Genomic DNA, 25,996 nt, shown 5'->3' with positions numbered 1-25,996 from the left:
CCGGCCTCTCAAGATGCCCGCCTCATTTCGCCCAGCGGCGATGGCCCCACATCCATTGTTCGGGTCGCTCGCGGATGGATTGCTCGAAACAGGCCTGGATCCGCGCGGTTGTTTCCAGCAGGTCGGCATCGCGGTCGCCGCTCCGGGCAACGGGGATCTCGACCGTGCGGACCTGGAAGGTCGCGCCTTTTTCCCGCAGGACCATCCCGGCATAGAGCGGCACATCCCGGCCCCGCGCCAGCAGGGCCGGAAACAGCGTTGAGGGGGCGGGTCGGCCGAAGAAGGGCACGGCGAGGCCGGTCAGGTCCCGCAGGTCGGCCATGATGGTCACCGTACCGCCCTGTCCGACCATGCGCAGCAGGTGGCGGGCCGTGTCATGGCCCTTGGAATGCAGCCCGAGCTGGTAAAAGGGCAGGCGCAGCTTCGAGGCCTCGGCTTCGACATAGGGGTTCTGCAAGCGCTGGTAGACGCCGGCCACCGGCAGGCCCAGCCGGTGGAGCAGGGGGGCGGCCAACTCCCAGTTGCCCTGGTGGAGCGAGACGAAAACGGCCCCGCGTGACTTCGCCGCCGCCACGGCCGCGCGCGTTTCCTCGCCGATGCGGAAGCGGTCGAGATCGGCGGTCAGCGCGCCGATATGAAAGGCCTCCGCCGTGGTGCGGCCGAGATTGTCCCACATCGCGTCGAGAAGGCGCTCCCGCGTCGCAGCGTCGATTTCGGGCAGGCTGGCGGCCATCTGTTCGCGGGCGCGGTCATGACGCTTGTTGAACGGCGCCGCCTTCCGCCACAGCGCGCCGGACAGCGCGCTGGCCCGGTCCGGGCCCAGCGCGTGGATCAGCCCGGCCATCGCCCGGAAGCCGAGGGCCTCGAGCCGGAACCGCATCGCGCGGGCGGGGGGGAGTGGAGGTGTCGTCAACGGGGTTCCTGATCACGGGCCGGTTGGCCATCCGGAGGATTGGACAGCGGGGATGAAGGTGCTATCGAGGGCTTCTTCCCGGAACCGTCCCTGATCGTCAAGGACCCAAGGTCTCGCCCTCCCGCATGAGCCCCGTCGTTTCCCTTGCCTTCCCGTTCTTCGGCCTGATCCTGCTCGGCTTTGCCTGTGGCCGGTTCATGAAGATCGCGGAAAGCGGGCTGGCCTGGATGAATTTCTTCATTGTCTATATCGCGCTGCCGCCGCTTTTCTTCAAGCTGATCGGCGCGACGCCGTTCGAGCAGCTGACGAACTGGCGCTTTATCGCGACGACGACCTTCTGCACCTATCTCGCGTTTTTCCTGTCCTTCGGGATCGGGATCTTTGCTTCACGCGGGAATATCCGCGAATCGACCATCCAGGGCGTGTTCGGCGCCTATTCGAATGTCGGCTATATGGGTCCGGGCCTGACGCTTGCCGCTTTGGGGCCCGGCTCCTCGGTGCCGACGGCGCTGATCTTCGTGTTCGATTCGATGCTGCTTTTCACGATCGTGCCATTCCTGATGGCGCTTGGCGGTGGCGAGAAGATCCGCTTCTGGGCGACGACGCGGCTGATCGCGATCCGGATTTTCACCCATCCGTTCAATGTCGCCACTTTTGCGGGCGTGATCGCCGCCTATTTCAAATGGCAGCCGCCGCAGGCCGTCGATACGATGCTGGTCCTGCTCAAGGGCGCGGCGGCGCCGGTCGCGCTGTTCGCGCTCGGGGTGACGGTAGCGTTGCGCCCGCTCACCACGATCCCGCGGGAAATGCCGGCGCATCTTTTCGTCAAGCTGATCCTGCATCCGACCCTTGTTTTCGTGGTGCTGAGCCTGATCGGCGGGTTCGACCGCGTCTGGATCCTCACCGCCACGCTGATGGCCGCCCTGCCGCCGGCGCTCAACGTCTTCGTCATGGCGCGGCAATACGAAACCTATGTCGAGCGCGCTTCGTCGGGCGTGCTGGTAGGCACGCTTGTCTCGATCGTCACGGTGACGGGGCTGCTCTGGCTGATCGCCGAGAACCGCCTGCCGGTGCTCTGAACGTCAGGCGCTGCGCTTCTGGCTGAAGGGCGGCGTCCAGCTGCCGATCCGCATGGCGAGCTGGCGAAGCGGGGCGACCTGCTTCAGCGCGGTCAGGGCCAGCGCCCGGGTGATGTCCAGCGGCAGGAAATCGGCAATCAGGGCGCTGTTCATCAGGTCGACGCCGGTGGCCCGCATATCCATGTCCAGCTTGCGATCCTGCGCGTAGAGCGGCAGGGCTGCCGCAAGGTCGTCACCCTCGCGATGCGCGGCGACCAGGCGCCGGACGAGCGATTCCACATCCTTCAGGCCGAGATTGAGCCCCTGCGCGCCGATGGGCGGGAAAGCATGCGCAGCCTCGCCGATCAACGCCACGCGGCCGGACACGAGCCTCTCGGCCACGCGTTTGCGCATCGGCACCGCGCCGATGGCGCTGATGATCTCCACCGGGCCGAGGAAGGACGAGGACCGGCGGGTGATGATCTCTGCCAGCCGCTCGCGCGACAGGGCGAGCATGTTCTCGGCCTTGTCGGGCCGCATGATCCAGACGAGGGCCGAGACACCGTCGCCGGAAGGGACGAAGGTGAACGGCCCCTCGCGGGTGTGGAATTCGGTGGAGATATCCTCGTGATCCTTCGGATGCCGCAGCCGGCAGGTGAGGGCGGTCTGCGGGTAATCCTTGGTGCGGAAGGCCATGCCGGCTGCCTCGCGCGTCTTCGAATTCTGGCCATCCGCGCCGACAAGCAGGCGGCTTTCATGGCTCGAGCCGTCCTCCATCTCGATGACCACGCCGTCTTCGGAGGCCTGGAAGCTTCGGAACTGCGCGTCGGACAAGGTCAGACCTGGCGTCTGCCGCGCGGCCTCCATCATCACCGCGAGGATATCGGCATTGGCGATATTCCAGCCGAAGGCCTCCTGCCCGATCTCGAGGGCGCGGAAGGTGGTGGTGGGCGCGCGGACAAGCCCGCCGGTCAGGTCGACAATGCGGATGGCCCGTAAGGCGGCCGCCTTTTCCTGCAAGGCCGGGCCGATGCCGAGCCCGGCGAGGAAATCGAGGCTGGTCTGGAAGAGCGCGGCCGAACGGCCATCATCGCGGATTGCTGTCGGGGCGCCGAGCAGATTGACGCTCAGGCCCGCCTGCGCCAACCCGAGCCCAGCGCTCAGCCCGGCCGCGCCGCCACCGACAATCGTGACATCGCTTCTTGACATGTCTCCAGCCTCCAACCCGGATGCGGGCGCACCATGCGCCCGCTTGGCCGGTCCTTCAAGCCTTGTGGCCGCCCCATGGATTCGACCTTCGGCCTTGTTCCCAGCCTTCGCACCCGCCATCCCCGGTTGGCGCTTGAAATCATTCCTGTTTGATGCACGGATGAGGCATGGATAGGCGGCTGCAAGGCCGTCGCACAGGGACGGAGAATTCAATGGCCAAGGTTGTACGCGTGGCCGCCCATGGCGGACCGGACGTTCTGACACTCGAAGATGTCGCAGTGCCGGCGCCGGGCGCCAATGAGGTGACGATCGAGCACAAGGCGATCGGCCTCAACTATATCGACACCTATTTCCGCACGGGGCTGTATCCGGCGCCGTCCATGCCGTTCACGCCCGGCAACGAGGGGGCAGGCATTGTCCGGGCTATCGGCAGCGCCGTGACGGGGCTGAAGCCGGGTGACCGGGTGGCCTATGTCGGCACGCTCGGCGCCTATGCGGAGATCCGCAACATTCCCGCCAGCGCACTGGTGAAGATCCCGGCCAAGGTGAGTTTCGAGACCGCCGCGGCGATGATGCTCAAGGGCCTGACGGCGGAATATCTGCTGTTCCGTACCTTCAAGGTGAAGAAGGGCCATACGGTGCTGATCCATGCGGCTGCCGGCGGCACCGGCACCCTGCTGGTGCAATGGGCGAAATCCCTCGGCGCCACCGTGATCGGCACGGTCGGCTCGCCGGACAAGGCGAAGCTCGCGAAGAAATACGGCGCGCATCACGTCATCAACTACAATTCCGAGGATTTTGCTGCCCGCGTGAAGGAGATCACCAAGGGCGGGCTCTGCGATGTCGTCTATGACGGCGTCGGCAAGGCCACGTTCCCGGCCTCGCTGGATTGCCTGAAGCCGTTCGGCACCTTCGTGAGCTTCGGCAATGCCTCGGGCTCGGTGGAGGCTTTCGATATCGGGCTTCTCGCCAAAAAGGGCAGCCTCTACGCAACGCGACCGACGCTGTTCACCCATATCGGCAATCCGCAGACCTATGCCGCCATGGCAAGGCGGCTGTTTGGCGCGGTGGCGAAGGGCACGCTGACGGTGCCGATCGACCAGCGTTTCCCGCTGGCCAAGGTTGCCGATGCGCATCGGGCGCTCGAGGGCCGCAAGACCACCGGCTCGACCGTTCTGATCCCCTGATGGGTCCGGAACGCATTCGCCTCAGCGGGATCACCAAGGCCTTTGGCGCGCTGAAGGCCAATGATCACGTCGATCTCACCCTCCATGCCGGCGAGATTCACGCGCTTCTGGGCGAAAACGGCGCCGGCAAGTCGACGCTGATGAAGATCCTCTACGGGCTGCTCCGCCCCGATTCCGGCGAGATCCGGATCAACGGGCAGCGGGTCAGCCTGCCTTCGCCGCAAGCGGCGCGGGCGCAGGGCATCGGCATGGTGTTCCAGCATTTCTCGCTGTTCGAGGATTTCACCGCGCTGGAGAATATCGCCATCCCGCTCGACGGCCGGATTGCCGATGCCGCGCTCCGGGCCGAAGTCGAGGCCAAGGCCCGGCATTTCGGGCTGGCGATCGCGCTGGATCGGCCGGTCCATACGCTCTCCGCCGGCGAGCGGCAGCGGATCGAGATCCTGCGTGCGCTGATGCAGGAGCCGCAGGTGCTGATCCTCGACGAGCCGACCTCGGTGCTGACGCCGGACGAGGCGGAGGCCTTGTTCGCGACGCTGGATACGCTTGCGGGGGAGGGCGCCGGCATCCTCTTCATCAGCCACAAGCTGGAGGAGGTGCGGCGGCTCTGCTCGCGCGCCACGATCCTGCGTGGCGGCAAGGTCGTGGCCGAAACCGATCCGCGCATTGTCTCGGCGGCCGAGCTGGCCGCGCTGATGGTGGGCGAGGGCGTGCTCGATCTCCGCCCGGCGGCCGACCATGCGCTCGGCGAGCCGATGCTGCGGCTTGACGGGCTCTCGGTCGCTCCGGAGGGCGTGCATGGCGTGGCCCTGAGGGATATCAACCTTACGGTGCAGGCCGGCGAGGTCGTGGCGATCGCGGGCGTGGCCGGCAACGGTCAGAGCGAGCTTTATGCCGTGATTTCCGGCGAGGGCGGGCGCGTCACATCCGGGCAGGTGCGTATCGCCGGGCAGGATGTGACGCGGCGCGACATCAATGCGAGGCGGGCCCTCGGCGCGGCCTTCGTGCCGGAGGCGCGGCTTGGCCAGGCGACGCTGCCGCAGGGGCCGCTCTCCGAGAATGTGATCCTCTCCTGGCACGCCACGGAATCTCTCGGGCGGTGGCTGCTCGATACCGTGCGGACGGGCGCCGTCGCGCGGCGGGTGATCGAGCGGTTCGATGTGCGCACGCCCTCGGCTGATCCACAGGCCGCGCAGCTTTCCGGCGGCAATCTCCAGAAATACGTGGTCGGCCGCGAGATCGAGCGGAAGCCGCGGCTGATGATCGTCGACCAGCCCAGCTGGGGTGTCGATGCGCGGGCGGCGACGCATATCCGCCAGACGCTGCTGGATCTTGCCGCAGAGGGCGCGGCAGTTCTGGTGATCTCGCAGGATCTCGACGAGGCCATGGCCATGGCCGACCGGATCGCCGTGATGCATGGCGGGCATCTCAGTGCGGCGCGCCCGGTTTCTGCGCTCAGCCGGGCCGAGATCGGGCTGTTGATGACGCAGGGCGAGAGCCCGGTACGGGGGGCGGCATGAGCTTCAACCTCGCCCTCGTGCCGAGGCGGGAGGTCTCGCTCATCCGGCAGGTCCTGACGCCGGTTCTCGCGCTGGTCGTAGCCCTGCTGATCGGCGGGCTCATCGTCTGGCTGATGGGCCGCTCGCCGGCCAAGGCCTTCGATGTCTTCCTGCGCGAGCCGTTGACCGACCCCTGGGCCTTGCAGGAGGTGCTGCTCAAATCCACCCCGCTGATGCTGATCTCGATCGGGCTGATCTTCTGCTTCCGCGCCAATCGCTGGAATATCGGGGCGGAGGGGCAGTTCCTGCTCGGCGGTATTTTCGGCGGCGGGGTTGCCATCGCCACGCATGGCCTTGCCGGGCCGTGGATCCTGCCGCTGATGATGCTGGCCGGCGTGGCAGGCGGTATGCTTTATGCCGCCATTCCCGCCGTTCTGCGGAATCGCTTCGGCATCAGCGAGATCCTGACCAGCCTGATGCTGGTCTATGTGGCGGAATTGCTGCTCGATTATCTCGTGCGCGGGCCGTGGCGTGATCCGAAGGGGTTCAATTTCCCGCAGAGCGTGCCCTTCACCGATGCGGCGCAGCTGCAGCCGCTCTTCGAGGGTGGCCGCCTCCATGCCGGTTTCGCGCTGGCGCTGCTGGTCGTGCTGGTGGCCATCCTCGTTTTCCGGCGGTCGCTGTTCGGCTTTGCCGTCAAGGCCAGCGGCGAGGCACCGCGCGCAGCCAATTTCGCCGGGTTCAACGAGATGCGGATTACGCTGGTTGTCTTCCTGATCTCGGGCGGGCTTGCGGGCCTTGCCGGCATGATCGAAGTGTCCGGGCAGGTCGGCCAGCTCCGGCCTGGCTTCGGGCAGGGGCTTGGCTTCACGGCGATCATCGTCGCCTTTCTCGGCCGGCTCTCGCCTGTCGGCGCCATGTTGTCCTCGTTGGTCATCGCCGTGCTGCTGATCGGGGCGGAGAGCGCGCAGGTTTCGCTGAAGCTGCCCTTCGATCTGACCCGCTTCTTCATGGGCATGCTGTTGCTCTGCGTGCTCGCGGGCGAGAGTCTCAACCGCTATCGCCTTGAATTCCGGAAGGAAACGGCCTGATGGAGATGCTGCCCTTCATCCTCGCTACGGTATTCACCGCTGCCACGCCGCTGCTGATCGCTGCACTTGGCGAGCATGTTACCGAGCGGGCGGGCGTGCTCAATCTCGGTGTCGAGGGCATGATGATTGTCGGCGCGGCCACCGGTTTCGCGGCGGCGGTCCTGACGGATTCGAGTGTTCTCGGCATCCTCGCCGGCGCCTTGGCCGGGATGGCGCTTTCGGCGGTCTTCGCGCTCATGGTCCTGGTCTTCGCGACGAACCAGGTCGCGACCGGGCTTGCCCTGACCATCATGGGGCTCGGGCTGGCCGGGCTGATCGGGCAGGGCTTTGTCGGCCAGCCCCGCGCGGCCATCCCGCCGGTGAAGATCCCGCTGCTGAGCGAGATCCCGGTGCTCGGCAAGGCGATCTTCACCGGTGATTTCGTGTTCTTCCTCTCGCTGGCGCTGATCGGCTTCGTGGCCTGGGGGCTGAACCGCAGCCGGTTCGGCCTGCTGTTGCGGGCGGTGGGTGAAAGCCATGGCTCTGCCCATGCGCTCGGCCTGCCGGTCAAGCGGATCCGGCTGGTCGCGATCCTGTTCGGCGGGCTTCTGGCGGGCCTCGCCGGGGCCTATCTCTCGCTGATCTACACGCGGTTCTGGTCGCCCGGGATGAGTGCCGGGCGAGGCTGGATCGCGCTGGCGCTCGTGGTTTTTGCCGCCGGGCATGTCTGGCGGCTGGTGCTGGGCGCCTATCTCTTCGGAGGGATCACCGTTGCGCAACTGCATGCGCAGGCGGGCGCCATCGGGTTGCCGTCGCAATTCCTGTCGGCGCTGCCTTACCTGATGACCATCGCTGCGCTACTCTTCCTCTCGATCTCCGGGCGCAAGGGCGCCGGCGCGGCAGGATCGCTCGGCCAGCCTTTTGTTCCGGAACGATAGATTCAAGCCTGGCCGCGGCGATGCCGGCCAGGCGGAAGACGTTGGGCATCGCGTATCTGGGGGTAGTCATGTCGAGAACAGGGTTTTTGGCGGCTGTGGCGCTGTCGCTGGGCGTTGCCGCGCCGGCATTCGCGCAGGAAAAGCTGAAGGTCGGCTTCATCTATGTTGGTCCGGTGGGCGATTTCGGCTGGTCCTACCAGCATGACGAGGGCCGCAAGGCCATCGAGAAGGCCTTTCCGGGCCGGGTCGAGACGACCTTCATCGAAAGCGTTCCGGAAGCCGACAGCGAGCGCTCCATCGAGCAGCTGGCCCGGACTGGCCACAAGCTGATCTTCACCACCTCGTTCGGCTATATGGAGCCGACGCTCAAGGTGGCGAAGAAATATCCGAATGTCATGTTCGAGCATGCCACCGGGTTCAAGCGGGACAAGAACGTTGCCACCTATTCGGCCAAGTTCCATGAGGGTCGGTTCATCATCGGCAAGATTGCCGGCAAGATGACAAAGACCAATACGCTCGGCTATGTCGGCGCGATGCCGATTCCGGAAGTCATCGCCGGCATCAATGCCTTCTATCTCGGGGCGAAATCGGTCAATCCGAACGTCAAGATCAAGATCGCCTGGGCGAATGCCTGGTTCGATCCGGGCAAGGAAGGTGACGCGGCCAAGGCGTTGCTCGACCAGGGTGCGGATATCATCACCCAGCATACGGACAGCCCGGCGCCGCTGCAGCAGGCTTCGGCCCGGGGCAAGCTGGCCTTCGGCCAGGCCTCGGACATGACGCGCTTCGCGCCGAATCACATTCTGACCTCGATCATCGATGACTGGGCGCCCTATTATGTCGAGCGCACCCGTGCCGTGCTCGAGGGCAAGTGGCAGAGCCAGGACGTGTTCGACGGCCTCGCCAAGGGCAAGGTCAAGATGGGCCCCTATGTCAACATGCCCGAGGATGTGAAGCAGCTGGCCGAGGAAACCGAGGCCGGGCTGAAATCGGGCAAGATCGACGCGTTCATGTGCCCCATCGTCGCCCAGGACGGCAAGACAGTCGAGTGCAAGGGTGGCGACCGGCTGACGGACGCGCAGGTTGTCGGCATGAATTTCTACGTGCAGGGCATCGAAGGCACGATCCCGAAATAAGCGTTCCGGACCATCAGGTTGAATATGGAAAGCCGGCGCGTCGCGCCGGCTTTTTCATGACCGGACCTTTTGAAGGGAGCCGGTTCTGCGGTTGTTGGCTCTGCCTTGCCGGGTTTGGCAGCTCATTCCGGCAGCGTGGCCGCAAGGAGTTGGCCGCGCAGCAAACGCAGGCCCTCCGCCATCCGCCCGAGGGTTTCGCGATCGAGGCCGCTGGCACAGGCGACCGCCGGCGGCAGAGCCTTTGCCTTTTCCTTCAGGGCGAGGCCCGCTGCACTGGGGCGGACCAGCACCTGCCTCTCGTCGCGGGTTGCCCGTTCGCGGCGGATCAGACCCATGGTCTCCATGCGTTTGAGCAGCGGCGTCAGCGTGCCGGAATCGAGCATCAGCCGCTCCCCGATCGCCTTGACCGGCACCGGAGCGTTTTCCCAGAGGACAAGCAGGACAAGATATTGCGGATAGGTCAGCCCGAGTGCGGCCAGCTGCTGCCGATAGAGGCGGTTGAAGGCATGCGCCGTGGAATAGACCGCGAAGCAGAGCTGGTTGTCGAGGGCGAGTGGATCGTCGGAAGCCGTCATCGGACTACCCTCTCTGCCCGGAAGGGCGCTTGTCAAACACCGGATGGCTTCTTCACAGGGTTGTGAAGTCAATTGCGCTCAATTAGATTGTGCACAATTTAAATATCCGCTACACCCGGATCATCAACCCAGGAGATCATCCATGAACATCCTCTACACCACCCGCGCCACTGCAACCGGCGGTCGTTCCGGGTCTGCCCGCAGCGAAGATGGCGCTCTGGCTGTGACGCTGACCACGCCGAAGGCGCTTGGTGGCGATGGCGCGCCGGGCACGAATCCGGAGCAGCTTTTCGCGGCGGGCTATTCCGCCTGCTTTCTCGGTGCGTTGAAATTCGTCGCCGGGAAAGAAAAGGTCGCAATCTCGCCGGACACCGCAGTGACCGCCACTGTCGGTATCGGCCCAAGGGATGACGGGCAGGGCTTCGGCATCGATGTGGGGCTGGCCGTTGCGATCCCGGGGGTCGAGCGCGCCGTCGCGGAAGACCTTGTCGCCAAGGCGCATGTCGTCTGCCCCTACAGCCACGCCACCAAGGGCAGTCTCGACGTGCGCCTCAGCATCGTCTGACCTCTGCTGGCCGGGCCGGATCGGGCCTGCCCGGGTGCCGCCAGACGGTATCACCCGGGGCCCGGCCGGCCTGCCATGCAGGCGCAGAAGCCGTCGGATTGGCCCGGTCAGCCAGCGGACCGGCGATTCGCGGTGCGCGCCCGGGCCACGATCCACACGCCGGCGAGAATGACGATCCCGGCCACGGCCTCGCGCAGGCCGATCGCCTCGCCCAGCAGCAACGCCGACAGGGTCACCGCCCAGACCGGCATGACATAGCCGGTCAGGGCCGCCTTTGTGGGGCCCGCGGCGCGCAGGATGAACATGAAGATGACGATCGGCACGGCGGTGCAGAGAATGCCGAGCGCGAGAACAGGGGCCGCGTGCTGCGTGAAGGGCGCGTAGCCCGAAGGCCCCACCAGGACCATCGCGATCAGCGTGGCGGCGATGCCGGAGATGACCTGCTGGCCAAGCGCCAGTCTACGCGGATCCGCTACGGGCAAACGGCGGACATAGACATTCCCGGAGGCATAGCAGCAGGCCACACCGAGCATCGCCAGCGCGGCTGCTGGCGTACCGCCGCTGCCGGCGAGCCGAGGGCCGATGAGCAACCCGACCCCTGCGAAGCCGATCAGGATGCCGGCCAGGCGCCACGGTGTCAGCCTTTCGTCGGAAAACATCCGGCTCGCCATCAGCGCCGTGATCAGCGGGCCGCAGGCCTGGATCATCGCCGCCTGTCCGCCCGGCAGGGATTGCGTGGCAAAGGCGGTCAGGACATTCGGGATCCAGCCGTTCAGCGCGCCCAGGACCAGCCAGTCGATCGTTTCCTGACGGCTGCGTGGCAGGATGCCCTGCCGCATCAGAAAGAACCACAGCATGAGCGTGGAGCCGCCGAGCAACCCGCGCAGCGAGGCGAGTGCCACGGCGGAGAAATCCGCGCTGACCATTTTCATGAGCGGGAAGCCGAGACCCCAGAAAAAGCCTGCGGTGAGAAGGGCCAGAAGCACCCATTCCGGACGCAGGCGGGTGGCATCGCCCGCCCCGCGGCCCTCTGTCACGTCGCGACCCCGTGCAGGTCATAGGCATCGGCACGCTCGATCTTCACCGTCACAATCTCGCCGGCGCGGAGCGGCCGACGCGCCGAAACGTAGACGGCGCCATCGATATCCGGCGCGTCCCATTGCGAGCGACCGCGCGCAACACTGGGGCCGACCTCGTCGATGATCACCTTGATCCGCTTGCCGACACGACGCTGCAGCAACTTCGCCGAAATCGGCTGCTGATGGGCCATGAACCGGTCATAGCGCCGCTGCTGAACCTCCGGTTCGATCATGGGAAGGCCCAGATCATTGGCCGTGGCCCCCCGAACCGGTTCGTATTTGAACGCACCCACCCGTTCGAGCTTTGCTTTGGACAGGAAGGCCAGCAGATCCTCGAAATCCTCCTCGGTCTCACCTGGGAAACCGACGATGAAGGTCGAGCGGATGGCCAGGTCCGGGCAGATCTCGCGCCATTTCTCGATGCGCGCCAATGTCTTTTCCTGATGCGCCGGCCGTCGCATCGCCTTCAGGACATTCGGAGCGGAATGCTGGAAGGGAATGTCGAGATACGGCAGGATCAGCCCCTCCGCCATCAGCGGGATCACCTCGTCGACATGCGGATAGGGATAGACATAGTGCATCCGCACCCAGACGCCGAGCGTCGAGAGCGCCTTGGCCAAGTCGAGAAAACGGGTCCGATATTCCGTGTCCTGCCAGAGACTTGGCGCATATTTCAGGTCGATTCCATAGGCGCTGGTATCCTGGCTGATCACCAGGATTTCCTTCACGCCGGCCTTCACCAGCTTCTCGGCCTCGCGCATCACGTCGGCCAGCGGGCGGGAGACGAGATCGCCGCGCAGCTTGGGGATGATGCAGAAGGTGCAGCGGTTGTTGCAGCCTTCCGAAATCTTCAGATAGGCGAAATGGCGGGGCGTCAGCCGGATGCCCTGTTCGGGGACGAGATCCAGGAAGGGATTGTGCTGCGGCGGCACGACATCATGCACCGCCTGCATGACGCTTTCATAGGCCTGGGGGCCAGTAATCGCCGCAACGCCCGGAAATGTCTCGCGGATCTGCTCCGGCTCCGCGCCCATGCAGCCCGTCACGATGACCTTGCCGTTTTCCGACAGGCCCTTGCCGATGGCTTCGAGGCTTTCGGCCTTTGCACTGTCGAGAAAGCCACATGTATTGACGATGACGAGATCCGCTCCCGCATGCGTCTTGGTCAGCTCGTAGCCCTCTGCCCGCAACCTCGTGATGATGCGCTCGCTGTCAACGAGGGCCTTGGGGCAGCCAAGCGAGACGAAGGAGATCTTGGGGGCAGCGGTTTCGGGCATCGGGATCCGGATGGTCAGACGATGGCTGTCACCTCGACTTCGACCTTGAATTCAGGCCGCGTGAAGCCGGAGACGATGACAAGCGTCGAAGCATAGGCGTTGCCGCTCACATAGCGGCTTCTGACGGCTCCATAAACGGGAAAATGCGCCCTGTCCGTGACAAATCCCGTAAAGCGGACAACATGCGAGAAATCCATCGCTGCGGCAGCGAGAATGGCCCGGATATTCTCGAAACAGAGAACAGCCTGCGCTTCGACATCCTCAGGGATCGTATCATCCGGTCCGATCCCCAACTGCCCCGAGGCGAAGAGCATGCGCTGCGGGGCTTCGACCAGCAGGCCGTGGCTGTATCGGGCAAAGGGCTCGCGGATGGAGGGCGGATTGACAGGGCTGCGGTTCATGGCGGCTTCCGTGCTTGGGCAGGTTCACTCCCGGCGCATCAGACGAGCATCGAGAGACATGGTCAGGTGGATCGATCGGGTCATGCCACGGGACGAAACGGTTGGCGAGTTGATCGCGGCTCTGGATGCAATGCAAAGCCTAGAATAAGAAAAAATACCTGTAAAGGGAATTTTGTCCTTGACACTGTCGCGCTGTTGTGGGATCGGGAAGGCACGGTCCGGTGGCTCGGGCTGGTGGTGCCGTTACCTCCTGCGGTGCCGGCACTGGTTGTCGCGCTACGCTATGTCGAAGTCAGTTCATGCCAGTTGCTCCCTGGCATGTCCGTGCTCCGTCAAAGGCTGGTTGTGATGGCTCCGACATGCTGAATTCTCCTGATACCGGCAAAATGTCGGATCTCGGCGCTGTTTGAACGAATGAAACTGGCCCTTGGGCCGAGTGGTGGGCCAAGCCTTCACGGGCCGGTCCAATGCACCCGTTCTCTGGATCCGTCGATGCGCTATATGCTGAGGCGCTGGAATCGACTTTGCTAGACAGGCGAGGTCAATCAAGGGCTGGGGTGCTGACGTGACGTTTCAATGGCCGCCAAGGGCGGATGAGTTCTGGCTCGACAACCTGTCCTTGCCGGAGCGCCTGGTTCATGCCGGCAGGCCGGAAGGGCAGGCGCCGGATGACCGGCTCAAGGCGTATGCCCTGTTGCTGCAGGGCGGGAAGATCGCGCGCATTGTCGAAGGGCGGGCGCCCGCCGACGGGCGGCTGCATGTCGATGCCGGGCAGCGTCTCGCAATGCCGCTTTTTGTCGACATTCATACGCATCTCGACAAGGGGCATATCTTTGCCCGCTCGCCCAACCCGGATGGCACGTTCTTCGGGGCCCGCGAAACGGTGGGGCATGATCGCGAGACGCGTTGGGATGCCGGGGATGTCCGTGCGCGGATGTCCTTCGCGCTGCGGGCCGCCTATGCCCATGGGACGGGGGCGATCCGCACCCATCTCGATTCCATCGGCAAGCAGATCGGCATTTCCTGGCCGGTTTTCGATGAGGTCCGTGCCGAGTGGCGGGGCCGGATCGAGCTCCAGGCGGTCTGCCTCATGCCGATCGTGTCGGTCATTGATGTTCCTGACGAATTCGAGGCCGTCCTGCGCCAGATCCGCCGTTTTGGCGGCATCCTCGGAGCCGTGACATTCCTCGGCGAGAGGCCCGATGCCAGACTGGATGCGGCGCTCGACCGTATGATCGAGGTGGCAAAGGCAGAGGGGTTCGATCTCGATTTCCATGTCGACGAGAGCGCTTCGCCTGATGCTCGAAGCCTCGAGCGTATTGCGGATGCGCTGATCCGCCATCGCTTCACGGGCCGGGCGCTGGCTGGGCATTGCTGCTCGCTGGCCCTGATGGACGATGGAGATCGCGCCCGGGTGATCGGGAAGCTGGGCGAGGCCGGCCTGAACGTGGTCTCCTTGCCGATGTGCAATCTCTATCTCCAGGACAGGCAATCGGGCCGTACGCCACGCTGGCGGGGTGTGGCGCCCCTGCATGAACTGGATGCGGCGGGTGTCTCGACCATGGTTTCTTCCGACAACACGCGCGATCCCTTCTACGCCTATGGTGATCTGGATGCTGTCGAGGTCTTCCGTGAAGCGACAAGGATCCTGCATTTCGACCATGCCTCTCGGCCCTGGCTCGAGGCAATCACCACGCGACCGGCAGCGCAGATGCGTCTCGACAGTTTGGGTATCTTTTCAGAGGGGCAGGCGGCAGACCTGGTCCTGTTCGAGGCGCGAACGCTGAACGAATGGCTCTGCCGGCCCCAGGCCGACAGACGCGTCATCCGGAACGGCAAGCTTCTCGCCGAGAGGCCGCCCGCCTATTCCGAGCTCGACTCTCTCTCGGTCTGACCGTCAGACAAAGGACCAGCCATGCGCTACGACATCGCCACCCTCAAGACCCGGCTGGGCGCCATCCGGATCGACGAGAACCCTGCAATCCTCAAGCAGAAGAGCCGAGACTTCTACTGGTACTCGCCCCCCCTGAAGCGGCAGCTCGACTCGGTGGTCGGGGACATCATTGTCCAGCCAGCCAACGAGGACGAACTGGTCGTGGTGTTGTCGGAATGCCATCGTCTTGGCATTCCCGTTACTCCGCGGGGCACAGGCACCGGAAACTATGGCCAGGCGATGCCGTTGTCAGGGGGCGTCGTTCTCGATCTCTCGGCGATGAAGGCCGTGCAATCGATCGGGCCAGGCCGGGTCGTCACCGGCCCGGGTGCGATCCTGTCGGAGATCGACCACGAAACGCGGGCGAAGTCCGGCCAGGAACTGCGGTTGCACCCGTCAACCTACCACACCGCGACACTTGGTGGTTTCATTGCGGGCGGATCGGGCGGAGTCGGCTCGATCCGGTGGGGTGGGCTCCGCGATTACGGCAATATTATCCGCCTCAAGGTGGCTACGATGGAAGCAAGCCCCCGGATTCTCGAATTATCCGGCGATGATCTGCTCAAGGTGGCGCATGCCTATGGCACCAACGGCATCATCACGGAATGTGAAGTGCCGCTGGCGACCGCCTATCCCTGGGTGGATGTGCTGATCGGCTTCGACGATCTGCGTCGGGCAACCGAATTTGCCAACCTCCTCGGCGAGCAGGATGGTCTGCTGCTCAAGGAGCTCGGCGTCGTTGCCGCACCGATCCCGCATGATACGTTCATGCGGCACCGGAAATTCCTGCCGCGCGAGAAGCATGTGGTCATGGTCATGGTCGCGGATTTCGCGCTGCAGCCGATGCTGGCCTTCATGCGTCGGTTCAAGGGAGCGGAATTGCTGATGCAATCCGACCAGCTCGGCGAGGACGAGAAAAAGGGCCTGCCGCCTGTCTTCGAACTCTCCTGGAACCATACAACCTTGCGGGCCCTGCGGGTGGATCCGGCCTGGACCTATCTGCAGGTGCTCTATCCCTTCCCGAACCAGGTCGAACTGGTCGAGAAGATCCATGCACGGTTCGGCGACGAGCTGCCCTGCCATCTCGAATTCGTCCGGTTCGACGGCAAGGTGACCTGCTTCGGGCTTCCGCTGGTGCGATTCACCACCGAGGAGCGGCTGGAAGAGATCATGGCCATCCATGAGGAAATGGGGGCGCCGATCTTCAACCCGCATCGCTACACGCTGGAGGAAGGCGGGATGAAGCAGACGGACGAGACGCAGCTTGCCTTCAAGCGCGAGGCAGATCCGCAGGGATTGCTGAACCCGGGCAAGATGATCGCCTGGGAGGATCCGGGCTATGATTTCAAGAGCGGAAAGACCTTTTTGTTCAAATGCCTTGAAGCTGGGATTTAATATCGCACATGAAGATACTTCTCGTCTATTGCCACCCCTGCAAGGGCAGCTTCTCCGAGGCGGTGCGCGACACGGCGATCGCTGCCTTGCAAGGTGCCGGGCATGAGCTCGACCTGCTCGATCTCTATGCCGAAGGGTTCAACCCGGTCATGAGCGAGGCGGAGCGGGCCGGCTACCACACGCGTGGCGAGAACCGGCTACCGGTGGCCGAGCATCTCGACCGGGTGAAGGCGGCGGAGGGCTTGGTCTTTGTCTACCCGACCTGGTGGTATGCCCAGCCGGCCATGCTGAAAGGCTGGCTGGAGCGGGTGCTGATCCCGCACGAGACCTTCACCATGCCGGAGGGCAACCAGCCGATCCGGGGCCTGATGCAGAATATCCGGCTGCTGGCGGTGGTCACCAGCCTCGGATCCCCGAAATGGTGGTGGTGGCTGGTGGGGCGGCCCGGGCAACGGATCCTGCTCAGCGGCATCCGGGTTCTGTGCCATCCGAAATGCCGGACGATCTGGCTCGCCCTGCACCGGATCGACGTGGTCGGCGAAGAGGCGCGGAAGGCGCATCTGGATCGGGTGAGGGCAGTGCTCGGCGGGCTTCGCTGAAAAACTACGGTTGTCTCGCAGCGGCGCTCAGCGCTTCAGGAAGGGCGTGACCTTGCGTTCCAGCACGGCGACAAGCTCCGGCTGCATGAAGGCATAGTCATCGGGGATGTCGAGGCAGATCACCCGCTTGCCCTTGAGATGCCGCGAGAATTTCTGCGACAGCTTCGTGCGGTGGCGCTTCTCCATGACGAAGATGATGTCGGCCCATTCCACCTGCTCCGCGGAGAGCACGATATCGGCCGTGTTCAGCAGCCCGGCGGAATCCGTTTCGATGCCGGGCCAACCCGAAAAGACCTGTTCTGCTGTCGGGCTTCGTAACCTGTTGGCAGAACACACAAAGAGGAGGTTCATCACGCCAGCTGCTCCAGCGGGAACCGCGCGACATCCTCCAGCAGCTCGATGAAGCGGGACACCTGGAAATCCACGGCGCGGGCGCCCTTTTCGGCCGTGGCGAGATGGGCCTCCCCGGCCACGCCTTCAGGGTGGTTATCCTCGGCGATCCAGGCCATCGACGTGAAGCCCGTGACGCGCAACTGCTTGTATTCCTTGGCATAACGAATGGAATTCGGCACGAAATCCTCCGCCTTGTCCATGCGGACGCGTGCCGCCGCAAAATGCAGCATGACCGAGGTTTCGAAATCGCCGCCATGGATGCCATAGGCGTTCTCGATATCCGAGAAGAGGCCCTCCGGCACGCCGAGGCGGCGCCAGGCGGTCTGGGCGACCAGCATCTGGCAGCGGACACGCAACTCGCGGGCGACGATGCCCTGAATCTCGACATTGCCGCCATGCGAATTCACGATGACGAGTTTGCGGATGCCGGCCCGGGCCACGCTTTCGCCGATCTCGGTCCAGGCGCGGATCAGCGTTTCCGCACTCATGGTGATCGTGCCCGGTGAGCGCAGATGCTCGTTCGACTTGCCGACGCATTGCACAGGCAGGAACAGCACGCTCAGGCTCTCCGGCAGGCGGGTGGCCACCGTATCGCACATGCCTTGCGCGATCAGGGAATCGGTTCCGACGGAGAGATGCGGCCCGTGCTGCTCGACAGCCGCGATCGGCAGGACGGCGATGGTGCGATCCTTGTCGAGGGCAGCGAAATCCCGTGCGGTCAGGTCGAACCAATGCGTCTTGCGGGAGGGGTCAGTCATCATGGCAGCCTCTGGCGACAGGGAATCCGGGGAACGGGAGCGAGGTTCGGGCAGGTTGGTGTGCCGCGCAAGAGCAGAACCGTCAGGACAGGGTGCGGAACTCGGCGGAAACGCGGGCAATGAAGCCCTTGCGCTGCGCCTCGGTGGCGACATTCATGTGGTAGAGCGCGAGATAGCGGATGCGCGCGCGGCGCGAAACGAACCAGCGCAGATAGCGGGTGATCATCTTTCGCGGCGGATCTCCCACGACGAAGGCCCGCCAGCGGTCCCGGCCGTAGGTGGAAATGCCGATGACCTGCCGGATATGGCCGAGCATGGGCTTCACATGGGCGGGGTCGGACAGGTCGAAGGTGATCCCCGGCGAGAAGAGCCGGTCGAAAAAGCCCTTGAGCATGGCGGGGAAGCCGAAGCACCAGGTCGGGAACTGGACAACCAGCGCCTCGGCGCGGTGCAGGCGCTCGACATAGCTCTCGATGCCTTTCCGGTTGAGCGTCACGTCGTGGTATTCCCGCCGCATCTCGGCGGTGAGGATCGGCTCGAAGCCCTCGGCATAGAGATCGCAGAGATCGACCTCATGCCCGGCGGCGCGGAGGCTTTCCAGCGCGGCATCGCGGATGGCAGCATGGAAGCTCTCGGCCAGCGGGTGGCAGTAGAGATAGAGAATTCTCACGCCTTCACCGGCACATAGGACCGCATCTTGCCCGGATTGAGCAGGCCATAGGGATCGATCTCGGCCTTGAAGCCCAGCTGGTCGGCATCGGCGCGCTTGTGGCGCGAGCCATCCTCGAGGCTGACGACATGCGGGTTGGCGATCATCACCCCCCTGGCCTCATGCGCGGCGATGATCTCGTAGAGGCGCTCTTTCGTGGTGTAGCGGATGACGGGCAGGGCCGAGCAGGTGAGATGGCCACCGAAGCGGATGAATTCGCAATGCGGGATCATTTCATCCGGGAAGAGAGCGGCCATTTCGAGGATGCTGTCGACGAAGCGCGCCTGCGGGAACAGGCATTGCAGATAGGTGACGGAGCGATCCGCCTTCAGCATCTGCAGCGTGGTGTGGTTCCAGGTATATTCGTAGAGCGGCGTGCTGCCCGCCTCTTCCCGCGTCGGCGTTTCGAGCGTGATCGTCCCGCGTGTGCCGACAATGTCGCGGAAGCTCTCGAGCGAGGATTCGGCGATCATGCAGGCCATGACCGGCTGGCCTTCCGGACAATGGGGCTTCAGCTGCCCGAAATAATCGGGCAGGGGCCAGGCGATCGGCGACAGGAGCTTCTTGATGACGCCATCCGCGCGGGCCACGTCCTGCCCGATGGCCAGAAGCGTGGCGTAGTCCGGGGCAGTCACCAGCACGTCAAACCAGGGATAGGCCGGCGCGAGCGGCATTTCGAGCGCGGTGATGATGCCGGTCGTGCCATAGGCCCGGTTGATCTTCTGGGCGGCATCGCCGCGCAATTCGATGACGCGCGGGGTTTCCTCGACCGTAACGATCCGGGCGGCGAGGATGTTGCCGGGCTCGCGCAGGCCGCCATAGGTGACGGAGCCGACGCCGCCCGAGCCGCCGGCAACGAAGCCGCCGATTGTCGCCGTGCGCTTGGTCGAGGGATGCATGCGCAATTCCCAGCCCTGCGGGCGCAATTCGGCGTCGAGCTTGCCCATATTCGCGCCAGCGCCGACGCGGATATGGCCGGGCTTGACCCATTCGATGGCCGTGAGGGCCTGCATATCCATCAGCACGCCGCGCTGGAGGGGCACGGCCTGGCCGTAATTGCCGGTCGCGCCGGCGCGCGGGGTGAGCGGCACACGGTGCCGGGCACAGGCGGCGGCGACGCGGATGACCTCGGCCTCGGATTTCGGCGTGACGACGATGTCGGCGCTCTTGCCTGTCAGTTCCTCGTTGAGGATGGGCGAGTACCAGAAGAAGTCGCGGCTGCGCTTCCGGACAACCTTTTCCTCGGTCTCGACGGCGATGCCGTCGATCTCGGCGAGGACGGCCCGGATGGCGGGCGGGAGATCAGGCGCGGCCGATAGGTCGGCCTTGGCGAGTGCGGCGGTCATGGATGTCCCCGGGGTCAGACTGTGCGCCCACGCTAGCAATCGTCAGACCAGCCTGCAACGCATTGCCGCAGAGGCTGGTGACAAGCCAAATTTGGCCTGCCGGCTGCCTAGGCAGCGTGACAGCTTGGCGGCATAATGCTGAAAACGAGGGCAGGCTGCGCATTCGGTATGTCGCGAAGAAACGGCATAGGCGTTGCTTGGTTTCAGGGGAGCGTGCCGAGGGCACGGACAAGCACAAGCGGAGGCGAATTCCATGATGTCGAAATTCCGGATCGATCGCAGGGCGGCCCTTGGCCTCATCGGCGGGTCCATGCTGACGCCGGTTGTCGGCGGACGCGTGAGCGCCCAGACCCTCGACAAGGTGAGCTACCAGACGAACTGGCGCGCCCAGGCCGAGCATGGCGGCTTCTATTACGCCGTCGCCAACGGCATCTACAAGAAATACGGTATCGATGCCAATATCCGCATGGGCGGCCCGCAGCAGAATCCCTCGCAGCTGCTGCTGGGCGGCGCTGTCGACATGATCATGTCGAACTCGTTCGAGGCGATCCGCTATGTCGAGCAGAAGCTGCCCTTCCTCTGCATCGCCTCGATCTTCCAGAAGGATCCGCAGGTCATCATCTGTCATCCGGGGCAGGGCAATGACGATTTCGCTGCGCTGAAGGGCAAGCCGATCCTTGTCGGTGCTGCCGGCCGCACTTCGTACTGGCCGTTCCTCAAGGCGAAATTCGGCTATTCGGACGAGCAGATCCGCCCCTACACCTTCAACATGGCGCCGTTCCTTGCGGACAAGAAGGTCTGCCAGCAGGGCTTCCTTTCCTCGGAGCCCTTCGCGATCCAGAAGGAAGGCGGCGTGACACCGCTCGTGCATCTCATCGCCGATGCCGGCTTCGCCAATTACAACACGACGATCAACATCTCCGAGAAGATGGTGAAGGAGAAGAAGGATGTCGTGCAGCGCTTCGTGACGGCCAGCCTCGAGGGCTGGGCGGCCTATATGAAGAACGGGCCGGAAAACGCGGCAGCCAATGCGCTGATCAAGCGGGACAACCCGGACATGACCGACGACAAGATCGCCTATGCGATCAAGGTCATGACCGAGCGCGGCATCGTGATGTCGGGCGACGCGCTCAAGCTCGGCGTCGGCGCAATGACCGATGCCCGCTGGGAAACCTTCTACAAGGATATGAACGGCGCGGGCGTGTTCCCGGCCGGGATCGACTTCAAGAAGGCCTACAGCCTGGAATTCATCAACAAGGGCGTCGGCGTTTGAGCGTATCCGACGTGACCGAAGCGCCTCTACACGGGCGGGCGGGTCAACGCCCGCTCGTCTCGATCCGGAAGCTTTCGAAGAAGTTCTCCAACGGGACGCTTGCCCTGCGGGATGTCGATCTCGATCTGTTCCCGGGCGAGTTCGTCAGCCTGCTGGGCCCTTCCGGCTGCGGCAAGTCGACACTGTTGCGCATCATCTCCGACCTGTCCCAGCCGAGTGCCGGGCGGATCGAGTGGCCGGGGGCGGACAGGGCCGATGCCTACGGCAAGGCCGAGCACAGCCTCGGCTTCGTCTTCCAGGAGCCGACGCTGATGCCCTGGGCGCAGACGCTGGACAATGTGACACTGCCGCTCCGGCTCCGCCACATGGCGGCAAGCGAAGCCAACGCGCGCGCCGAGACCATGCTGGCTCTGGTGGGGCTCAAGGGGTTCGAGAAGGCCTATCCGCGCGAATTGTCGGGCGGAATGAAAATGCGCGTCTCTATTGCCCGCGCCCTGGTGACCGAGCCGAAAGTCCTGTTGATGGACGAGCCCTTCGCTGCGCTCGACGAGATCACGCGGCACAAGCTCAATGACGACCTGCTGGCTGTCTGGGAGCGCAACCGCTTCACGGCGGTGTTCGTCACGCATTCGGTCTTCGAGAGTGTCTATCTCTCGCAGCGGATCGTCGTGATGGCGGCCCGGCCCGGCCGGGTCATGAGCGAGTTGCAGGTGGATGCGCCATTCCCGCGCGACAACCTTTTCCGGACCTCGGCCGAATATGCCCATCTCTGCCGCCTCGGCTCCGAGGCGCTCAAGGCTGCCATCGAGGCATGAGGGGAGTTTCCATGAGCGAGCCCAATCCGGCCTCTGCAAGAGGCACCGACCAGGATGCCACGCCGGTTTTCGCGGTTGAGGAGCGGTTCCTCGGCATTCCGAAGAGCCGCTGGCCGGGCATCATCGCGCCGCTGGTGATGGGCGCGATCTTCCTCGGTCTGTGGGAGGGCATCGTCCGGTATCGCGGCATCCCGGCCTATATTCTGCCGGGGCCCATGGAGATCCTCAAAACGCTCGGCACCGACTGGCCGACCCTGTCGATTGCGCTCTGGGTGACCCTCCGGATCACCTTTGCCGCGCTGATCGCAGCCGTCTCGGTGGGCGTGTCGCTGGCGATCCTCTTCACGCAGTCGAAATGGCTGGAACGCTCGCTGCTGCCCTATGCGGTCATCCTGCAGGTGACGCCGGTCGTCGCGATCGCGCCGCTCATCATCATCTGGGTCGGCGATGTCAATCTCTCGCTGCTGATCTGCGCCTGGCTGGTGGCGTTCTTCCCGATCCTGTCAAACACGATTCTCGGCCTGAATTCGGCGGACCACAACCTGGTGGCCTTGTTCCAGCTTTATGGCGCCAACCGCTGGCAGACGATGCGCTACCTGCGCCTGCCGGCCGCCTTGCCCTATTTCCTCGGCGGGTTGAAGATTTCCGGCGGCCTGGCGCTGATCGGCGCGGTGGTGGCGGAATTCGTGGCCGGGACCGGCGGCTCGGCGTCTGGCCTGGCCTACCGGATCCTCGAAAGCGGTTATCAGCTGAAGATCCCGCGGATGTTTGCGGCCTTGCTGATGATCTCGATTTCCGGCATCGCGATCTTCCTCGCCACGAGCTACCTGTCGCACCGTCTTCTCCATCGCTGGCACGAAAGCGCGATCCGGCGCGAAAGCTGAGCCGAAGGGTATCGGCGCCCACGCGAATCTCTAGGATAGGCCCGTCAACCGGGAGCAATAGCGGGGCAGGGTGGCCGGCAGCGTCAATATTGCAGCCTACAGCGATGCGCTGGTCGTGCTCGGCACGGCCGGTGTCGTCGTGCCGCTTGTGCGCCGGTCGGGCGTGTCACCGGTGCTCGGCTATCTCGGCGCCGGTGCGGTGCTCGGGCCGCTCGGGCTGGGTACATTCGTCAAGGATGTTCCGCTCCTTTACTGGCTGACAGTGGTGGATGCGAAGAACGTTTCGGCCATTGCCGATCTCGGCATCGTGTTCCTGCTGTTCCTGATCGGGCTGGAGATGTCGTTCCAGCGCCTGACGAAAATGCGCCGGCTCGTCCTCGGGCTCGGCCTTTCCCAGGTGCTGCTCACAACAACGATCTTTGCCTGGCTTGCACATATGCTCGGCGCGGGGCCGACGCCGGCCCTTGTGATCGGCATGGCGCTGGCGCTGTCCTCCACGGCCATCGTCATCGAACTTCTGTCCGGGCAGGGGCGCCTCAATACCAGCCTCGGCCGCACAACCTTCTCGGTGCTGCTTGCGCAGGATCTTGCGGTGGTGCCGATCCTGCTCTTCGTGTCCATGGCGACGGGGAGCGATGGCAGTGTCAGCCTTTCCGGCAAAATCGGGCTCGCGCTGCTTCAGACGGCGGTGGCGCTGACCGCGATCGTTGTCCTGGGACGATTGTTCCTGCGGCCGCTTTTCCGGATGGTGGCGAGCCAGCAATCGAACGAGCTGTTCGTGGCGACCATCCTGTTCGTCATCGTGGCGACCGGCGTGGTCGCCGCCTCGGCCGGCCTGTCCATGGCGCTCGGCGCCTTCGTGGCCGGGCTGCTCCTCTCGGAAACGGAGTATCGCCGGGCCATCGAGGGGATCGTGGCGCCGTTCAAGGGCCTGCTGCTCGGCATCTTCTTCTTCACCGTCGGCATGACGATCGATATCCGCGAGATCATCCGGGAACCGGTCATGCTGCTGGTGGCGGTGGTCGGGTTGATCGCAATCAAGACGGCTATCCTCCTGTTCCTTTGCCGGCTGTTCTCGCTGTCCTGGCCGGTTTCGCTGGAAGCGGCCCTCCTGTTGAGCGCAGGCGGTGAATTCGCTTTCGTCGTGATCGATACGGCCGTGAGCGGCCAGGTCATGCCGCAGGGCGTTGCCAGTTTCTGGCTGGCAGTTACCGCGCTGACCATGGCGCTGTTGCCCGGTCTTGCCGCAATCGGACGGCGGATCGATGCCTGGGCCGATGCCCGGAAGCCGCTCGATCCCGAACTGGAGGTCCGGCCCGCCATTCCCGGCAGCCATGCCATTGTCGTCGGCCATGGCCGGGTGGGGCAGGTGGTCTGCGCGCTGCTGCGGCGGCACAAGGTGCCGTTCATTGTCACCGACAGCGATGCCGGGGCCGTGGGGCGCGACCGCCGCGCCGGTGTCGATGTCTATTACGGTGACGCGTCGAGCCCGGCCTTCCTCGACAGTTGCGGGATTCGCGAGGCGACGGGCGTCATCATCACCATCCACACGCAGGCGACGATCGATCTCGTCGTCCAGCGGGTCAGGGCGGTGCGGCCCGATATCCCGATCATTTCCCGCGCGCGGGATGCGTCCCATGCCAAGCATCTTTACAGCATCGGCGTGACGGATGCCGTGCCCGAAACGATCGAGGCCAGCCTGCAACTCTCGGAGGCCTCGCTGACCTGGCTCGGCGTCCCCACCGGCAAGGTGATTGCCTCGATCCACGAAAAGCGCGACGAATTCCGCCACGAGATCCAGAGCGCGGCGCAGGAAGCCGGCCGCAGCGCGATGCTCGGCATCAAGGCAAAGAGCGAGAAGGCGGGGTAGGGGCCGGCTCCCGGTTCCGCCATGATGTGCTGCGCGCTGGCACGCCCCGTCTGTGCGGTTAGGCCGTAGCAGACATTATGTCGCCTCGGTTTTCCCGATCGGAACGGCCATAGACCCCGCAGCAAAGGTTCACAGCGCAACAAGGGGTTATCGAGTGGCTGCTTCGGACGGGACTCTTCGCCGCGACATTTACCGCATCATCGGGTGGGCCATCATCCTGCCGGCACTCGTCTTCTGGCCCTTCCTGTCGGCCTTTCCGGGCATGGCCTTGCTCGGGGAGCCTGCCAGCGCGGTGCTGACCGCTGCCAATGTCGTCCTTTTCGCAACGGGATTCTGGGGGGTTGCCCCCGCGGCCGCCGTTTTCTGGCTGCTTCTGACAGCCGCAGCCAAGGCCCGGTTCGCTGCCGGCCGCTCCATGCGCGCCATCCTGATCGGGTGTTACGCGAATCTCTGGACAGCCCTCTACGCCATCGTGGCCTTTGCCGGGCGGTAGGATCAGGCAAAGTGCCGGGCGAATGGTGCCGGAAAGCGGCCGGGTCCCCGCACCCGGCATCAAGGCGAAGGCCTAAATGGCGGGATAAGGCAGGATGCCGACTTGCTTGTGCGGATTAATTCACTGGCATCCTTTTGTATTTACTGCGCTTTCCTCTTCGGTTTCTTGCCGAAGATGGTCAATATAAGGAGCATTGCAGTTATGGGCAGTGTAAGGTGCGCCGACACCGTGACATAGAGAATGATCGGATATTTTTGTGAAATCGCAAGATAAATTGAATTAATTCCGCTTTCGGCGTCGCCATAGGCAAATGATTCAATGTATACACAAGATATTATCATTATTGTTGTGAATGAAAGCAGGGAAATCCATATTTTTCTTTTGAGTTTTTTATTTCTAGAATCTTGGATCATCGCAAAAATGAACTGATCTTTTAAACGTTTAGTAACGCCGGTCGGGTTTATATAATCATGCTGGCGGATGGGGTGAGATTCGAACTCACGGTAGGCTTGCACCTACGGCGGTTTTCAAGACCGCTGCCTTAAACCACTCGGCCACCCATCCATCCGCAAGGAAATGCCCGTTTCGGCCGGTGGAGGCAAGAGAGCGAGCGGGAATTTT

At 64.2% G+C, this 25,996-nt stretch carries 26 protein-coding genes and 1 tRNA gene; 15 read left to right on the top strand and 12 right to left on the bottom strand.

The window, feature by feature from the left end:
• Positions 1–22: 22 nt before the first annotated feature.
• A complete protein-coding gene (locus P0652_RS01505; RefSeq protein WP_284176981.1) occupies positions 23–913 on the bottom strand; it encodes a lysophospholipid acyltransferase family protein in 891 nt (296 codons plus the stop codon).
• Between the two features lie 125 nt (positions 914–1,038).
• Here P0652_RS01505 and P0652_RS01500 point away from each other — a divergent pair, with 125 nt between their 5' ends.
• Positions 1,039–1,992: an AEC family transporter gene (locus P0652_RS01500; protein WP_284176980.1), complete on the top strand. Its 954-nt coding sequence runs from the start codon at positions 1,039–1,041 to the stop codon at positions 1,990–1,992.
• A gap of 3 nt (positions 1,993–1,995) precedes the next feature.
• On the opposite strand, the gene P0652_RS01495 is transcribed toward P0652_RS01500, so the two are convergent.
• The gene (locus P0652_RS01495) at positions 1,996–3,180 is read right to left on the bottom strand and encodes an FAD-dependent monooxygenase (protein ID WP_284176979.1); all 1,185 of its coding nucleotides are present in this window, start codon (positions 3,178–3,180) and stop codon (positions 1,996–1,998) included.
• Positions 3,181–3,392: 212 nt separating this feature from the next.
• On the opposite strand from P0652_RS01495, the gene P0652_RS01490 reads away from it, so the two are divergent.
• From P0652_RS01490 to P0652_RS01470, 5 genes are all read left to right on the top strand, one after another.
• Positions 3,393–4,367 (top strand): quinone oxidoreductase family protein, encoded by a 975-nt coding sequence (locus P0652_RS01490; RefSeq protein WP_284176978.1) that lies wholly within the window; start codon positions 3,393–3,395, stop codon positions 4,365–4,367.
• A complete protein-coding gene (locus P0652_RS01485; protein WP_284176977.1) occupies positions 4,367–5,887 on the top strand; it encodes an ABC transporter ATP-binding protein in 1,521 nt (506 codons plus the stop codon). The genes P0652_RS01490 and P0652_RS01485 overlap by 1 nt, the downstream gene beginning before the upstream one ends.
• A complete protein-coding gene (locus P0652_RS01480) occupies positions 5,884–6,957 on the top strand; it encodes an ABC transporter permease (protein ID WP_284176976.1) in 1,074 nt (357 codons plus the stop codon). Before P0652_RS01485 ends, P0652_RS01480 begins: the two co-directional genes overlap by 4 nt.
• Positions 6,957–7,874 carry an ABC transporter permease gene (locus P0652_RS01475; protein ID WP_284176975.1) on the top strand — a complete coding sequence of 306 codons (918 nt, stop codon included), beginning with the start codon at positions 6,957–6,959 and terminating at the stop codon, positions 7,872–7,874. The genes P0652_RS01480 and P0652_RS01475 overlap by 1 nt, the downstream gene beginning before the upstream one ends.
• 68 nt (positions 7,875–7,942) lie before the next feature.
• Positions 7,943–9,010, top strand: coding sequence for a BMP family ABC transporter substrate-binding protein (locus tag P0652_RS01470; protein WP_284176974.1), 1,068 nt, complete (start codon positions 7,943–7,945; stop codon positions 9,008–9,010).
• 122 nt (positions 9,011–9,132) lie between these two features.
• Here the strand turns inward: P0652_RS01470 and P0652_RS01465 are convergent, their stop codons facing one another.
• A complete protein-coding gene (locus P0652_RS01465) occupies positions 9,133–9,585 on the bottom strand; it encodes a MarR family winged helix-turn-helix transcriptional regulator (RefSeq protein ID WP_284176973.1) in 453 nt (150 codons plus the stop codon).
• A 142-nt stretch (positions 9,586–9,727) separates the two neighbouring features.
• Between P0652_RS01465 and P0652_RS01460 the strand changes: the two genes are divergently transcribed.
• Positions 9,728–10,150: an organic hydroperoxide resistance protein gene (locus P0652_RS01460; protein WP_284176972.1), complete on the top strand. Its 423-nt coding sequence runs from the start codon at positions 9,728–9,730 to the stop codon at positions 10,148–10,150.
• A gap of 107 nt (positions 10,151–10,257) precedes the next feature.
• Here the strand turns inward: P0652_RS01460 and P0652_RS01455 are convergent, their stop codons facing one another.
• Genes P0652_RS01455 through P0652_RS01445 form a run of 3 tightly spaced genes read right to left on the bottom strand, consistent with a single transcriptional unit; the run spans position 10,258 to position 12,907 of the window.
• Complete coding sequence (locus tag P0652_RS01455) at positions 10,258–11,187, bottom strand: DMT family transporter (protein WP_284176971.1); 930 nt, start codon at positions 11,185–11,187, stop codon at positions 10,258–10,260.
• A complete protein-coding gene (gene rimO / locus P0652_RS01450; RefSeq protein WP_284176970.1) occupies positions 11,184–12,506 on the bottom strand; it encodes a 30S ribosomal protein S12 methylthiotransferase RimO in 1,323 nt (440 codons plus the stop codon). The genes P0652_RS01455 and rimO overlap by 4 nt, the downstream gene beginning before the upstream one ends.
• 14 nt (positions 12,507–12,520) lie before the next feature.
• A complete protein-coding gene (locus P0652_RS01445; RefSeq protein ID WP_284176969.1) occupies positions 12,521–12,907 on the bottom strand; it encodes a RidA family protein in 387 nt (128 codons plus the stop codon).
• 565 nt (positions 12,908–13,472) lie between these two features.
• Here P0652_RS01445 and P0652_RS01440 point away from each other — a divergent pair.
• Genes P0652_RS01440 through P0652_RS01430 form a run of 3 tightly spaced genes read left to right on the top strand, consistent with a single transcriptional unit; the run spans position 13,473 to position 16,834 of the window.
• Positions 13,473–14,801, top strand: a complete 1,329-nt coding sequence (locus P0652_RS01440; protein WP_284176968.1) for a cytosine deaminase — start codon at positions 13,473–13,475, stop codon at positions 14,799–14,801.
• Between the two features lie 21 nt (positions 14,802–14,822).
• Positions 14,823–16,235: an FAD-binding oxidoreductase gene (locus P0652_RS01435; RefSeq protein WP_284176967.1), complete on the top strand. Its 1,413-nt coding sequence runs from the start codon at positions 14,823–14,825 to the stop codon at positions 16,233–16,235.
• Between the two features lie 8 nt (positions 16,236–16,243).
• A complete protein-coding gene (locus P0652_RS01430; protein WP_284176966.1) occupies positions 16,244–16,834 on the top strand; it encodes an NAD(P)H-dependent oxidoreductase in 591 nt (196 codons plus the stop codon).
• A 27-nt stretch (positions 16,835–16,861) separates the two neighbouring features.
• On the opposite strand, the gene P0652_RS01425 is transcribed toward P0652_RS01430, so the two are convergent.
• The 4 genes from P0652_RS01425 to P0652_RS01410 all read right to left on the bottom strand — a co-directional run bounded on the left by P0652_RS01425 (position 16,862) and on the right by P0652_RS01410 (position 20,040).
• Complete coding sequence (locus P0652_RS01425) at positions 16,862–17,188, bottom strand: low molecular weight protein tyrosine phosphatase family protein (protein ID WP_284176965.1); 327 nt, start codon at positions 17,186–17,188, stop codon at positions 16,862–16,864.
• Positions 17,185–17,988: a creatininase family protein gene (locus P0652_RS01420; RefSeq protein WP_349774958.1), complete on the bottom strand. Its 804-nt coding sequence runs from the start codon at positions 17,986–17,988 to the stop codon at positions 17,185–17,187. Before P0652_RS01420 ends, P0652_RS01425 begins: the two co-directional genes overlap by 4 nt.
• Positions 17,989–18,067: 79 nt before the next feature.
• The gene (locus P0652_RS01415; protein ID WP_284176964.1) at positions 18,068–18,655 is read right to left on the bottom strand and encodes an NAD(P)H-dependent oxidoreductase; all 588 of its coding nucleotides are present in this window, start codon (positions 18,653–18,655) and stop codon (positions 18,068–18,070) included.
• On the bottom strand, positions 18,652–20,040 hold the full coding sequence (locus tag P0652_RS01410; protein WP_284176963.1) for an FAD-binding oxidoreductase: 1,389 nt from the start codon (positions 20,038–20,040) through the stop codon (positions 18,652–18,654). The genes P0652_RS01415 and P0652_RS01410 overlap by 4 nt, the downstream gene beginning before the upstream one ends.
• A 253-nt stretch (positions 20,041–20,293) precedes the next feature.
• Here P0652_RS01410 and P0652_RS01405 point away from each other — a divergent pair, with 253 nt between their 5' ends.
• From P0652_RS01405 to P0652_RS01385, 5 genes are all read left to right on the top strand, one after another.
• Entirely contained in the window at positions 20,294–21,313 is a 1,020-nt protein-coding gene (locus P0652_RS01405; RefSeq protein ID WP_284176962.1) for an ABC transporter substrate-binding protein, read from the top strand.
• Between the two features lie 11 nt (positions 21,314–21,324).
• The gene (locus P0652_RS01400) at positions 21,325–22,128 is read left to right on the top strand and encodes an ABC transporter ATP-binding protein (RefSeq protein WP_284176961.1); all 804 of its coding nucleotides are present in this window, start codon (positions 21,325–21,327) and stop codon (positions 22,126–22,128) included.
• Between the two features lie 11 nt (positions 22,129–22,139).
• A complete protein-coding gene (locus P0652_RS01395) occupies positions 22,140–23,012 on the top strand; it encodes an ABC transporter permease (RefSeq protein ID WP_349774957.1) in 873 nt (290 codons plus the stop codon).
• Between the two features lie 70 nt (positions 23,013–23,082).
• Complete coding sequence (locus P0652_RS01390; RefSeq protein WP_284176960.1) at positions 23,083–24,882, top strand: cation:proton antiporter domain-containing protein; 1,800 nt, start codon at positions 23,083–23,085, stop codon at positions 24,880–24,882.
• Positions 24,883–25,036: 154 nt separating this feature from the next.
• On the top strand, positions 25,037–25,375 hold the full coding sequence (locus P0652_RS01385; protein WP_284176959.1) for a hypothetical protein: 339 nt from the start codon (positions 25,037–25,039) through the stop codon (positions 25,373–25,375).
• A 140-nt stretch (positions 25,376–25,515) separates the two neighbouring features.
• Here P0652_RS01385 and P0652_RS01380 read toward each other — a convergent pair whose 3' ends face one another.
• Both P0652_RS01380 and P0652_RS01375 read right to left on the bottom strand, forming a co-directional pair.
• The gene (locus P0652_RS01380; RefSeq protein ID WP_284176958.1) at positions 25,516–25,890 is read right to left on the bottom strand and encodes a hypothetical protein; all 375 of its coding nucleotides are present in this window, start codon (positions 25,888–25,890) and stop codon (positions 25,516–25,518) included.
• Positions 25,850–25,939 (bottom strand) — tRNA-Ser (locus tag P0652_RS01375). The genes P0652_RS01380 and P0652_RS01375 overlap by 41 nt, the downstream gene beginning before the upstream one ends.
• Positions 25,940–25,996 lie beyond the last annotated feature (57 nt).

It is taken from the genome of Rhabdaerophilum sp. SD176 (assembly GCF_030143245.1).
GTDB lineage: Bacteria > Pseudomonadota > Alphaproteobacteria > Rhizobiales > Beijerinckiaceae > Rhabdaerophilum.
Note: the sequence above shows the minus strand (reverse complement) of the source record. Positions and strands in the feature narration are given on the sequence as shown.

Bases quoted from the DNA above. Each gene is read 5' to 3' on its own strand.
- P0652_RS01480 (WP_284176976.1), top strand. From the start codon at position 5,884: ATGAGCTTCAACCTCGCCCTCGTGCCGAGGCGGGAGGTCTCGCTCATC.
- P0652_RS01495 (WP_284176979.1), bottom strand. From the start codon at position 3,180: ATGTCAAGAAGCGATGTCACGATTGTCGGTGGCGGCGCGGCCGGGCTG.
- P0652_RS01490 (WP_284176978.1), top strand. From the start codon at position 3,393: ATGGCCAAGGTTGTACGCGTGGCCGCCCATGGCGGACCGGACGTTCTG.
- P0652_RS01470 (WP_284176974.1), top strand. From the start codon at position 7,943: ATGTCGAGAACAGGGTTTTTGGCGGCTGTGGCGCTGTCGCTGGGCGTT.
- P0652_RS01430 (WP_284176966.1), top strand. From the start codon at position 16,244: ATGAAGATACTTCTCGTCTATTGCCACCCCTGCAAGGGCAGCTTCTCC.
- rimO (WP_284176970.1), bottom strand. From the start codon at position 12,506: ATGCCCGAAACCGCTGCCCCCAAGATCTCCTTCGTCTCGCTTGGCTGC.
- P0652_RS01435 (WP_284176967.1), top strand. From the start codon at position 14,823: ATGCGCTACGACATCGCCACCCTCAAGACCCGGCTGGGCGCCATCCGG.
- P0652_RS01395 (WP_349774957.1), top strand. From the start codon at position 22,140: ATGAGCGAGCCCAATCCGGCCTCTGCAAGAGGCACCGACCAGGATGCC.
- P0652_RS01445 (WP_284176969.1), bottom strand. From the start codon at position 12,907: ATGAACCGCAGCCCTGTCAATCCGCCCTCCATCCGCGAGCCCTTTGCC.
- P0652_RS01410 (WP_284176963.1), bottom strand. From the start codon at position 20,040: ATGACCGCCGCACTCGCCAAGGCCGACCTATCGGCCGCGCCTGATCTC.
- P0652_RS01475 (WP_284176975.1), top strand. From the start codon at position 6,957: ATGGAGATGCTGCCCTTCATCCTCGCTACGGTATTCACCGCTGCCACG.
- P0652_RS01485 (WP_284176977.1), top strand. From the start codon at position 4,367: ATGGGTCCGGAACGCATTCGCCTCAGCGGGATCACCAAGGCCTTTGGC.
- P0652_RS01465 (WP_284176973.1), bottom strand. From the start codon at position 9,585: ATGACGGCTTCCGACGATCCACTCGCCCTCGACAACCAGCTCTGCTTC.
- P0652_RS01420 (WP_349774958.1), bottom strand. From the start codon at position 17,988: ATGATGACTGACCCCTCCCGCAAGACGCATTGGTTCGACCTGACCGCA.
- P0652_RS01500 (WP_284176980.1), top strand. From the start codon at position 1,039: ATGAGCCCCGTCGTTTCCCTTGCCTTCCCGTTCTTCGGCCTGATCCTG.
- P0652_RS01405 (WP_284176962.1), top strand. From the start codon at position 20,294: ATGATGTCGAAATTCCGGATCGATCGCAGGGCGGCCCTTGGCCTCATC.
- P0652_RS01460 (WP_284176972.1), top strand. From the start codon at position 9,728: ATGAACATCCTCTACACCACCCGCGCCACTGCAACCGGCGGTCGTTCC.